The organism is Streptomyces sp. NPDC047130, from assembly GCF_040643475.1.
Taxonomy (GTDB): Bacteria; Actinomycetota; Actinomycetes; order Streptomycetales; family Streptomycetaceae; genus Streptomyces.
In genome coordinates, this window is record NZ_JBEYUK010000041.1 from 27348 (window position 1) to 38623 (window position 11276).

The window sequence follows — 11276 nt, forward strand, 5'->3', positions numbered from 1 at the left end:
CCCTTCGGGTGCGGAGCGGTGGATGTCAGGCGGGCCGGGGCCACCCGGTGAGCAGCTCACCGAGCAGCCCGTCGGCGGAGGAGGCGCCGGCGACGGGGGAGTAGACGGCGAGCGCCACGGCCCAGCGCCCGTCCGCCGGCGCGAGGGCGCACCGCAGGAGCGGGACGTCGGCCGCGGCGAAGGACGTACCGAGGGTGGCGGCCCGCGCTCGAGCGCCCGGCTCGTCACGCTCGTCCGGCGCGAGCACCTCCACCCGCACCGGCTGAGGCGACTCGGTCGCGAACCAGCGGCCGGCGTGCCGGGTGAACACGGTGCGCAGGTGCGGACGGCGTTCGAGCAGTCCGGCCAAGGCGGCCTCGACGTCGGCCGGAGCGGGCGCCGGCCCGGGCCTCACGGCCGTCGCGGACAGCACGTGCTCGGCGGCGTCGCCGCGGCGGACCAGGTCGTGGAAGAACGGGCGCTGTTCGGCCGGCTTGAGCGGCCGCAGTCCCTCCGGGGGGCCGGCGACCGGGCCGGACCGCTGGAAGGGGTAACCGGGCAGGCGTGTCCGACGGCCCGGCGCTCCCAGGGAGCAGTCCACGTCCAGGCCGCGTTCCCACAGCTCCGCGAAGAGCCGGGCGTAGGAGGACGCGTCCAGCGGGTCGAGCCGCAGGCCGTCACTGGCGCTTTCGCCGTCGCTGTCACCGTCAGCTTCGTCGGGCGTGCCGGTTCCAGGCGCGGATGCCGGAGCGGATCCGGATCCAGGTCCAGGTCCAGGTCCGGCGATCCGGACGACGAGCTCGGGGCCGTCGGCCACCACGGTCGCGCCCTCCTCGGGGGAGGCGGTGGCCGCCGCGCGCAGCGCGTCGGCGAGCGGGACCGCCCCGCGCAGGGCCGCCGCGGCGGACGCCGCCGGCCCCAGGCCGCGGACCGCGTCGGCCCGCAGCCCGTGGGCGCTGAGCCACGCCCCGATACCGTGCAGCACGGCGGCGGCACGGGCTGCGTCGCGGCCGGGACCGGGCGGCAGCCCGAGGGCGGCGACCGCCTCCAGGGCCTCGGCGACCTGCGGCAGTGCGGGATCCTCGGCGGGCACCGAGCCGTCGCCGAGGTCGAGCACCAGGGGCCGGGCGGTTCCGGCAGGCCGCGGGAGCCCGGCGGACTGCCGCAGCGCGGCCGCCAGCCCGGCACCGTCCGTCCCCGTCACCGCGTGCCGCACGGCGAACCGTTCGCGCCCGTGCGCCAGGGTCACCGCCACGTCGTCCGGGGAGAGCGACGGGTCGCGCTCCAGCCGGTCGGCCAGTCGCCGGCACATGGCGGCCGCGGCCGTCTCGTCGCGGGCCGAGACGGCCAGCACCCGGGGGGCGCCCGGCAGCGCCGGGAAGCGGGCCGTCCGGGCCGCCGCACCGGTCGCCGGGGGCGTCACGGCCTCCGCGGGCACGGTGTGCGTGGTGTTCTCGATGTACGTCGTCATGACGGGGTTCACGCCCTTTCCCGCGCGTATTCCTGCACGATCACGTGGGAGTTGGTGCCGCCGACGCCGAAGGAGCTGACTCCGGCGGTCCGCGGCCGGGAGGCGGGGGAGTCCCACGCCCGGCCGGCGGTCACCAGCCGGAGCCGTCCGTCCGATGTCAGTTCGTCGATGGGCTCCGCCACGTTCGGCGTGGCGGGCAGCACCCCGTGGTGCACGGCGAGCACCGACTTGATGAGGCCGGCGATGCCGGCCGCCGTGTTGCAGTGGCCGACGGACGCCTTGACCGATCCCAGCGCCACCGGGGGACCGGACCGTCCCAGCGCCTCGTCCAGGGCGGTCGCCTCGATGGCGTCGCCGAGGCGGGTGCCGGTGCCGTGCGCCTCCACGTATCCGATGTCGTCGCCGGTCACCCCGGCGGCCCGCAGGGCGCTGCGGATCACCCGCGCCTGGCCCTCGACCCCGGGGGCGGAGTAGCCGACGCGCGCCCGGCCGTCGTTGTTGATGGCGCTGCCGCGGATCACGGCGTACACCGGGTCGCCGTCGCGTTCGGCGTCGGCGAGCCGGCGCAGCAGCACCGCGCCCGCGCCGAACCCGCCGACGGTGCCGGTGGCCCGCCGGTCGAAGGGGCGGCAGACGCCGTCCTCGGCGTAGAGCAGGCCGGGCCGGAAGGTGTAGGAGCCGTCCGACTCGCCGTCCAGGGAGACCGCCCCGGCCAGGGCGTAGTCGCTCTCCCCGCGCAGCAGCGCCCGGCAGGCGAGGTGGACGGCGTACAGACCGGTGGAACACGCGGTGTCCAGCATCAGCGCCTCGCCCCACAGGTCGTGCAGGTAGGCGAAGCGCGACGCGGCGAATGTGGGGTCGGCGTTGACCACGTCGTCGACGCGCGCCTCCCCGTCGGTGGGCACGTGGCGCGGGCACCCCGCGTACAGGCTGGTGCGGCGGGCGATGTCGGACAGGCGCAGCGAGGCGTCCTCGACGGCCGCCCACAGCACCTCGTGCAGCACGCCCTGCTGGGGGTCGCCCCCGGCGACGTCCTCGGCGGTGAAGCCCAGCAGCCCGGCGTCGAAGCCGGCGCCGTCGGCGGTCATGCCCCAGCGGGCCACCCGCCGTGTCCCGTCGGCGTGTTCGGTGACCAGCGGTCCGGGGCCCTCGCTGAAGCAGTCGCGGCCGGCCTCGAGGTTGTCCCAGAACTCGGTCACGTCGCCCGCTCCGGCGAACCGGGCGCCCATGCCGATCACGGCGATCGCGTCGTCCGGCGTGCCGCCGCCCGAGGACGTGCGGACCGCCGGCCGGGACGCCGTGGCCTCCTCGCCGGACGGGGTGCCGGACGCGGTGCCGGAAGCCGTGCGGGTCGCGCCGCTGGTCGCGCCGCCGCCCAGCAGCCGGGCCTGGGTCCGCACCGTGGTGTGCCGCAGCAGGTCGGTGACGGCCGGCCTGGTGCCCGTGGCGGCGCGCAGTGCCTCCTGCAGCTTGGCCAGGAGCAGGGAGTGGCCGCCCGCCTCGAAGAAGTTGGTGTCGAGGCCGAACGAGCGGCCGGGCAGCACCTGCGCCCAGGCACGCGACACGGCGTCGGTGCCGCCGTCCGCCGTCGTCGCCGCGCCCCCCGGTGCAGGACCGGCCGGTGCCGGGCCCGCCGTCGTCGCCATGTCCGACGCAGCCGGCGGCGTCGGCGCGGCCGCCGTCGCCTCGGGCGGCCGGGGCAGCCGCCCGCGGTCGATCTTCCCGTTCGCGCTCAACGGCAGCTCGGACACCGCCAGCAGGTGCGTGGGCACCGCGAACTGCGGGAGCATGGTGCGCAGGTGGGCGCGTACGTCGTCGACCACGTCCGGGCGGTCCACGACCGCGTAGCCGATGATCTCCTTCCCGCCCCGCCCGTCCGGCCGCGCGGTCACGAACGCGCCGCGCACCTGCGGATGGGCGCGGAGCGCCGCCTCGACCTCGCCGAGTTCCACCCGCTGACTGCGGATCTTGACCTGGTTGTCGTCGCGGCCGATGAACTCCAGCCGCCCGTCGGCCCCCCACCGCACCCGGTCGCCGGTGCGGTACAGCCGTGCGCCCTCCTCGCCGGAGAACGGGTCCGGCACGAACCGTTCGGCGGTACGCCGCGGGTCGCCGAGGTAGCCGCGGGCCACGCCCTGTCCGCCGAGCACCAGTTCGCCGGGCACGTAGGCGGGAGCGGGCTCGAGCGTGCCCTCCAGCACCACGTGCAGCCGGGTGCCCGGCACGGCCGTGCCGATGGGCACCGTCCGCATGCCGTCCGGCACCTCCTCGACGGGGTGCCAGGAGGAGGTGAAGGAGTTCTCGGTGGGGCCGTAGCTGTGCAGCAGCGTGCCCGGCCGGGCCCAGCGCAGCGCCTTGCGGATGTGCGGGACCGAGATGATCTCGCCGCCGAAGTAGACGCGGCGCAGGGACTGCAGCAGGTCGGGCGCGTCCTCGATCAGCCGGTTGAGCAGCGGCGTGGTGACCAGTAGCGTGGTCACGGCCAGCTCCCGCAGGGCGGACCTGAGCTCCCGGGGGCTGAGCACGAGCTCCTTGTCGAGCACGGCGAGCGTGGCGCCGTGCGCGAGGGCGCCCCAGATCTCGTAGGTGGCGCCGTCGAAGTTGAGCGGCGACAGGTGCGAGACGGTGTCGCCGGGGCCCAGGGGGAGGAAGTCGGGACGGTGCAGCAGGCGCAGTACGCCGCCGTGGTGCAGGACCACGCCCTTGGGCCGGCCCGTCGAACCGGACGTGTAGAGGACGTTGAACGCGGTGTCCGGGGTGGCCGGGGTCCTCGGCGGTGACACGGGCATCGGCCTGGCGGCCTGCCGCATCTCCTGCGGGGTGTGCGCGGGCGGCCCCTCCACGCGGTGCCGCTCCTCGTCCTCGGCGATCAGCAGCCGGGGACGGGCGTCGGCGAGGACGGCCCGCAGCTGGGCGTCCGGGTAGGCGGGGTCCAGGGGCAGGTAGGCGGCGCCGGCCAGGCCGACGGCGAGCATCGCGGTCACCGTGTCGGGCCCGGGCCGCAGCAGCAGGGCCACGATGTCGTCGGTGCGCACGCCCTGGGTGCGCAGCCAGTGCGCGGCCCTGGAGGCGTCGCGCACCAGGTCCCCGTAGCTCAGCCGCCGTCCGTTGTGGACGACGGCGGTCGCGTCCGGGTCGCGGCGTGCCTGGTCGAGGACCAGCTCCGCGACGGTGGAGGCGTCCGCCGTGCCGGGGACGCCGGTGTCCTCGGCGCCGACCCGGTCGGGCCGGGGCGCCAGGGAGGTGATCAGCTCCCCGCAGGTGATGCCGGGCCGGGCGGCGGCGGCCAGCGCGCGGTCGAGCTGCTCCGTCATCAGCTCGGCGGTGGCCTGGGTGTACAGGGCCTTGTCGAAGTCGATGCGCAGCACCAGGTGGTCGGCGGCCTCCTCGGCCGCGAACGCCAGGTCGTACTTGGCGACCGCGGTCTCCGGGTGCAGCAGCCGGACCGTGGTGTCCGGTGTCCGCCAGGACGTGGTGCCGGACGGCTGGTACAGGAAGACCGTGGAGTACGACGGGGTGGTGCCCGGTGGCGGGTCGCCCGCCTCGGCGTGCGCCTCCATGGAGGAGAGCACCTGCTCGCCGAGCCCGGCGGCGTGGTCCGCGAAGCTCAGCGCGGGGTCCCGGACGGTGCGCACGGGCAGCACGCGGGTGAACAGGCCGACCGCGTCCTCGCTGCCCGGCTCGTCACGGCCGGCGAACGGCATGCCGAGCACGCCGTCGTCCTCGCCGGACCAGGCGTGCAGCAGCAGGCTGAACACCGACAGCAGGGCGACGGCGGGGCTGACGCCCTCGCGGGCGGCGAGGGCGCGCAGGGCCGTCAGACGGGCCGCCGACAGCCGGCGCTCGGCCCAGCCCGCCGGTCCGCGCAGCCCGTCCTCGGGGCGCACCAGGTCCGGCAGGGGGGCGAGCAGCGCCGGGTCGGCGCCCAGCAGGCCGGCCCAGTACGGGTCGAGGGCCTCGGCCTCGGGGCGCGCGGCGGGCGGCGGCACCGGCTCGAAGCCCGGGTCCTGGCCCTTGGTCCGGGCCAGGTAGGCCGTCACCAGGTCCTCGGCGACGACCTCCGCCGAACGCCCGTCGGCGACGATGTGGTGGACCGACACCGTCACCAGCGACGCGTCCTCGTACCGCAGCGCCTCGGCGCGCAGCAGCGGGGCGGTGCCCGGGTCGAGGGGGCGGCCGGCGGCCAGGGCGGCGTCGGCGAGCGCCGCCGCCCGGTCGTAGCGCCCGGACCGCGCGGACGTGTGCAGCGGGGCGACGGCGGCGGGCTCGGGGACGTGGTGGAGGTCCCCGTCCCACGTCTCGAACCGTGCGGCCAGCGCGGGATGACGTTCCAGGACGTCGGCCAGCGCCCGGCGCAGGGCGGGTTCGTCGAGTTCGCCGCGGATCTCCAGGGAGAACGGGATGTTGTACCGGCCGGAGTCCGGCTCGCACTGGTTGGCGAGCCAGATCTCCAGCTGCGCCGAGGACGCGGCGGTCACGCCCCGGCCTCCGTCCGCGCCGCCGCCGGGGCCGCCGGAGCCGCCGCCGGGACGGCCGAGGCGAGGACCGCGGCGAGCTCGGTCACGGTCGGGTGCTGGAAGAACCGCCGCACGGTCAGGGTGGGATCGACGTCGTTCTTGAGGGTGCGCACGATCCGTACCGCGCACATCGAGTGGCCGCCGACGGTGAAGAAGTTCTCGTCGTCGCCGAAGTCCTGGTGGCCGAGGCCCTCGGCCCAGGCGGCGCGCACCACGGCGGCCAGTTCGGCGGTTCGGTCGTCTACGGGATTCAACGAGGCCATGGCAGTTCTCTCAGGGTCAGGGCGCCGGGTCGGCGGACGCCAGACGTCGGTAGATGGTGTCGACGGACTCCCACAGCTCGGGGAAGAACGTGCGCTCGGCCATCTTGTGGAGGGTGAGGGTGGACTCGCCGCGCAGGCTGGTGGGCAGGGCGGGGCAGCCGCCGCCCGCGTGTTCCTCGGTCCGGGAGCCGGCGCGGGCCGGGGCGGGCGCCGGCGGCGCCACCGTCTCCGGATGGCCGCCCAGCTGACCCCACACCAGCCGGAGGTGGAGCTGCTTCCAGTCGCCCACCGCGGCGTCGAGGCGCATCAGCCCCTGCCGCACCAGGGCGAGTTCGACGGCGGACCGGTCGTCCTCCGCGGGCCGGGCCGTGCGGCCCTGGGCGTCGATCAGCTCCTCGGGCGTGCGCCCCGCGCCCTCCAGGGCGCGTCGGAAGGCCCGCCACAGGGACTGTGCGGCACGCCGCAGATTGCGCGCGCCCGGGGAGTCCAGGCCCGTCGTGTTCGGCGGGAACAGCTCCCGCATCGCCAGCAGCGAGGTCTGCGGCAGGAACTCGACGAGCGTGTTCAGCGCCTGCACCGGGATCCTGCCCAGCGCGGCGGCCCGCTCCAGCACCTGCGCGCACAGCAGGAAGTCCCCCTCGTCGAGCAGCCGCACGGCCCGGCACATCTCGTGGTGCATCGCGGCCCAGGCGTACTCGGAGATCAGGTGGACGCTCTGGAAGAGCCGCTGGTCGGGGTGGGACAGCTGCTCCTCGGGCAGCAGGGCGGACAGCGCGGTCGTGAGCCGGGTGTCCTCCTCGTAGTTGCTCCCGCGGTCGTACTCGTAGACCAGCAGGCGGTCCTTCTCGTGCGGGTTCAGGGCGCGGCGGGCAGTGCCCGGGCGGCCGGTCGCGGCGCGTTTGCTCATGGCTTCGGTTCCCTCCCGTTGGTGTCGTCAGCTCGCCGCGGGCTGCTGCTCGAAAGCCGGCCGGGAGGCGGGGGCGGGCTGCCCCACGGCGGGGAAGAGGCGATTGGTCATCACCGATCGCAGGTACGGCACGCCCTCGGTGGAGCCGGTGCCGCTCCGTTCGCCGATCATCCGGGCGGCCAGCCGGTAGTGGGTCTGCTTCCAGCGCTGGTGGACCGCCTCCAGCTGTCCGGCGGCGGCGCGGACTGCGGCGGCGTCCCGGTCGGACAGCCAGCCGCTGGCCAGCACGTCCTCCCAGGCGCCCTGGACGGTGTCCCGTCCGGCCAGCACCGCCTCGCGCACCCGCGGCACGGAGGTGAAGGCGGACGACTCGAGCCGCGCCCGCGCCGGGGTGGAGCAGTAGGACTCGAAGGTCTTGTAGCCCTCGGACTGGATGGCGCTCGCGCCCTCGGTGTACTGCCGGAACACCTGGAAGGACTCGGGCTGCATGGTGGCCAGCAGCGAGAACAGCGGCAGCGACTCCCGCAGCACGTCGGCCACCGAGGCGAGCAGCGTGGCGGCGTCGCCGGGCTGCTCGCCGTGCAGGACCCGGACCGCCGCGTCGAGGGTGCGGGCCATGAAGGAGAACGTCGTCTCGAAGGCCTGCAGGACGCGCAGGAAGAGGTACTCGTCGTGGAGCACGTACACGGGGTGGAGGCTGGTGCGCAGCAGCAGCCGCTCGTCGGCGTCGGCGGTGGTGAGGACCGCGGCGGCCAGCGGGGTCACGGGGGTACGGCCGGGTGTCGCCGCCACCGCCACCGCGTCGACGGCGTGGTCGAGGATGCGCAGCGCCGCGGGTTCCATCACCCGGACCGCCAGCCGCAGCCGTTTGCCGAGCAGCGCGGGGGAGGGCAGGGAGCCCTGGGGGTCGGACGGGGCGCCGTCCAGCACCTTCTGCTCGAACTCGATCAGGTCGGCGAGGAGCAGCAGCACCAGCCGGTCCCGCCACCGCCTCCAGGCCCGCCAGTCGTCCTGGGGGCCGGGCGCACGGTGCCGCAGCAGCGGCAGCGCGGTGTAGCTGGGGTAGTCGTAGCGGTCGTCGTACTTGTCCAGCAGGACGTCGAGGAACCCGGCGAGATAGGTGTCGCCGTGGTCGCCGTCGCCGTCGCCGTCGACGGTCCGTTCGGCGAGCGCGGGCCGGCAGGAGTCGAGCAGGTCGAGCAGCTCCGGTGACAGGAAGTGCTTGCCCACGCCGCGCAGATGACGGACGACTGCGTCGTAGGGGAAGGGTGCCGAACCCTTCGCGCTGCGCCATCGGCGCAGTTCCCGCCGGAGCGGTTCCTCGGTGCCTGCCACGCGGTTTCTCCTTCTGGAGAGGAAGCGGTCTCCGAGAGGTTCGCGTGGGTTTCTGGAGAGAAACTCAAGCGCCGGTACAAGCGCGACGGACCCTGTGGGCGGGGTGACGGGGACTGTCAGGGGGAAACGCAGAAGTCGCCGGCCCCGTCTCGACGACAGGACCGGCGACTCCGCGTGCGCCGGGAAGGACGGTGGCTCACCGCCGGGTGCCCGGCTTGGGCAGCGGACGCGGACGGGGGACGGACCGGGGCTTGGGGGCCCTGACGCCGCGTCGGCCGCCACCGGCGGCACGGGCGAACGTCGAGGGCTGAGGCTGGTCGAAGGCGCGGACTCGCACATTGACTCCTGCAGGTCGTCGGGGTGTATCTTTGAAGTACTTCGACTGTAGTACTTCAACTGAAGTGGTGTCAATGTCTGAGAGAGGAACTCCTTGCGACAGAACCAGGCCCGCCGTACCGCCCTCCTTGACGCGGCCATCGAAGTCCTCGCCCGCGAGGGCTCACGCGGCCTCACCCTGCGCTCGGTCGACGCCGAGGCCGGCGCACCCGTGGGCACCTGCTCGAACTACTTCCGCAACCGCGACCAGTTGCTGCTGCAGATCCTGAGCCGCACCCACGAGCGGATCGCTCCCGACCCGGACCAGGTCGCCGAGACCATGCGCGCCGAGCCGTCGCGTGACCTGGTGGCGCACCTGCTGCGCCAGATCCGCCACCGCATGGAGGCCGACCGGGCCGGCTACCTCGCCATGCTCGAACTGCGCCTGGAGGCCACCCGCCGACCCGAGCTCGGCCGCGAACTCACCGCGGCCCTGAGCCGGGTGCTGGAGGAGAACGTCCGCTTCCACATCGACGCGGGCCTCCCCGGCGACCGCGTCGACGTCGTCCTGCTCTACCTGGCCGTCCACGGCATGAACCTCGACGACCTCACGGTGCCCGCGGTCCTCGCGCCCTACCGGGACGACGACCTGATCGGCGAACTCGTCCGCCGGCTCCTGCCGGACAAGGAGGAGACCCCGGCCTGAGCGGGCAGCGGCAAGGCAGGGGCGGAGAGGGGCGGGACGGGCAGGGGAGGGCAGGGGGAGGAGAGGGGCGGGGCGGGGCAGGAAGGGACGAGAAGGGGTACGGGCACCGAGGCGCCGAGGCACCGAGGCACTCACGCGCGGTCCCGAGCGGGACGCACGAGGACGTCGAGCGGTCCTCCACCCGTTCTCCACGGGCCGGGACCACGCTGACAGTCGCCGCGCACCCGTCAGGAAGGACAGCACATCTCGGACGTCGAGCCGGCGCCCCACGGCACCTCCTACCGGCCCGTGCCCGCGTCCCGCTGACCGCGCACGGCGACCGCACGGCCCCTCCCTTCACGTCGCGCTCCCGCCCCGCACGCCACGGTTCCCGCCTCCGGCCGGGCCACGGCGCCGGCCGCGGCGGGCCGGCCACTCACGCCCAGGAGAGACATGACCACCAGGCTCTTCACCTCGGAATCCGTCACCGAGGGACACCCCGACAAGATCGCCGACCAGATCAGCGACGCCATCCTGGACGCCCTCCTACGGGAGGATCCGACGTCCCGGGTGGCGGTGGAGACCCTGATCACCACAGGCCAGGTCCACGTCGCCGGCGAGGTGACCACCGCGGCCTACGCCGACATCCCCGGCATCGTCCGGCAGACCGTCCTGGACATCGGCTACGACTCCTCGTCCAAGGGCTTCGACGGCGCCTCCTGCGGCGTGTCGGTGTCCATCGGCGCCCAGTCCCCGGACATCGCGCAGGGCGTGGACACCGCCTACGAGAAGCGCCGCGGCGAGGCCGGCGACGAGATCGCCGAACAGGGCGCGGGCGACCAGGGCCTGATGTTCGGCTACGCCACCCGCGAGACCCCCACCCTCATGCCCCTGCCCATCGACCTCGCGCACCGGCTCTCGCACCGCCTCGCCGGAGTGCGCAAGGACGGCGCCATGCCCTACCTGCGCCCCGACGGGAAGACGCAGGTCACCATCGAGTACCAGGACGACCGTCCGGCACGCCTGGACACCGTCGTCGTCTCGTCCCAGCACGCGGCGGGCATCGACCTCGACAACCTCCTGGCCCCGGACATCCGCCGACAGGTCGTCGAGCCCGTGCTCGACCGGCTGGCGGAGGACGGCATCAAGCTGGACACCGACGGCTACCGCCTGCTGGTCAACCCCACCGGACGGTTCGAGATCGGCGGCCCCATGGGCGACGCCGGCCTCACCGGCCGCAAGATCATCATCGACACCTACGGCGGCATGGCCCGCCACGGCGGCGGCGCCTTCTCCGGCAAGGACCCGTCCAAGGTGGACCGTTCGGCCGCGTACGCGATGCGCTGGGTCGCGAAGAACGTGGTCGCCGCCCGCCTCGCCGAACGCTGCGAGGTGCAGGTCGCGTACGCCATCGGCAAGGCCGAACCGGTCGGCCTGTTCGTGGAGACCTTCGGCACGGAGCACGTCCCGCGGGCCGCCATCGAGCGGGCCATCACCGAGGTGTTCGACCTGCGGCCGGCCGCCGTCATCCGCGACCTCGACCTGCTGCGGCCGATCTACGCCCGCACCGCCGCCTACGGTCACTTCGGCCGCGAGCTGCCCGAGTTCACCTGGGAACGCACCGACCGCGCCGACCAGCTCAGCGCCGCCGCAGGCCGTTGACCCTCGGAGGCGTGTCATGACCGCGATGACCACATCCCGGCAGTCCTTCCGGGAGGCTCTGGCTTCCCGTGTGGTGGTCGCCGATGGGGCGATGGGCACGATGCTCCAGGCCCAGGACCCTTCGTTGGAGGATTTCCAGGAC

Annotated in this window: 7 protein-coding genes; 2 read left to right on the forward strand and 5 right to left on the reverse strand. The window is 74.7% G+C overall.

Going from position 1 to position 11276, the window contains the following annotated elements:
- Positions 1-25 precede the first annotated feature (25 nt).
- The 5 genes from ABZ836_RS29005 to ABZ836_RS29025 are packed head-to-tail and all read right to left on the reverse strand — an operon-like array spanning position 26 to position 8472.
- Entirely contained in the window at positions 26-1462 is a 1437-nt protein-coding gene (locus tag ABZ836_RS29005; RefSeq protein WP_361147105.1) for a hypothetical protein, read from the reverse strand.
- Positions 1459-5928, reverse strand: a complete 4470-nt coding sequence (locus ABZ836_RS29010) for an amino acid adenylation domain-containing protein (protein WP_361147108.1) — start codon at positions 5926-5928, stop codon at positions 1459-1461. Before ABZ836_RS29010 ends, ABZ836_RS29005 begins: the two co-directional genes overlap by 4 nt.
- On the reverse strand, positions 5925-6221 hold the full coding sequence (locus tag ABZ836_RS29015) for an acyl carrier protein (RefSeq protein WP_356138799.1): 297 nt from the start codon (positions 6219-6221) through the stop codon (positions 5925-5927). Before ABZ836_RS29015 ends, ABZ836_RS29010 begins: the two co-directional genes overlap by 4 nt.
- 25 nt (positions 6222-6246) lie before the next feature.
- Entirely contained in the window at positions 6247-7137 is an 891-nt protein-coding gene (locus tag ABZ836_RS29020) for a hypothetical protein (RefSeq protein WP_356138797.1), read from the reverse strand.
- A 27-nt stretch (positions 7138-7164) separates the two neighbouring features.
- Positions 7165-8472 (reverse strand): tryptophan 2,3-dioxygenase, encoded by a 1308-nt coding sequence (locus tag ABZ836_RS29025; protein WP_356138795.1) that lies wholly within the window; start codon positions 8470-8472, stop codon positions 7165-7167.
- 430 nt (positions 8473-8902) lie between these two features.
- Here ABZ836_RS29025 and ABZ836_RS29030 point away from each other — a divergent pair, with 430 nt between their 5' ends.
- Together ABZ836_RS29030 and metK are read left to right on the forward strand one after the other, a co-directional pair.
- Complete coding sequence (locus ABZ836_RS29030; protein WP_356138793.1) at positions 8903-9493, forward strand: TetR family transcriptional regulator; 591 nt, start codon at positions 8903-8905, stop codon at positions 9491-9493.
- 432 nt (positions 9494-9925) lie between these two features.
- On the forward strand, positions 9926-11134 hold the full coding sequence (metK, locus tag ABZ836_RS29035; RefSeq protein WP_356138791.1) for a methionine adenosyltransferase: 1209 nt from the start codon (positions 9926-9928) through the stop codon (positions 11132-11134).
- Positions 11135-11276 lie beyond the last annotated feature (142 nt).

Excerpts from the sequence above, each read along its gene's own strand:
- ABZ836_RS29020 (WP_356138797.1), bottom strand. The coding sequence starts at position 7,137 with ATGAGCAAACGCGCCGCGACCGGCCGCCCGGGCACTGCCCGCCGCGCC.
- metK (WP_356138791.1), top strand. The coding sequence starts at position 9,926 with ATGACCACCAGGCTCTTCACCTCGGAATCCGTCACCGAGGGACACCCC.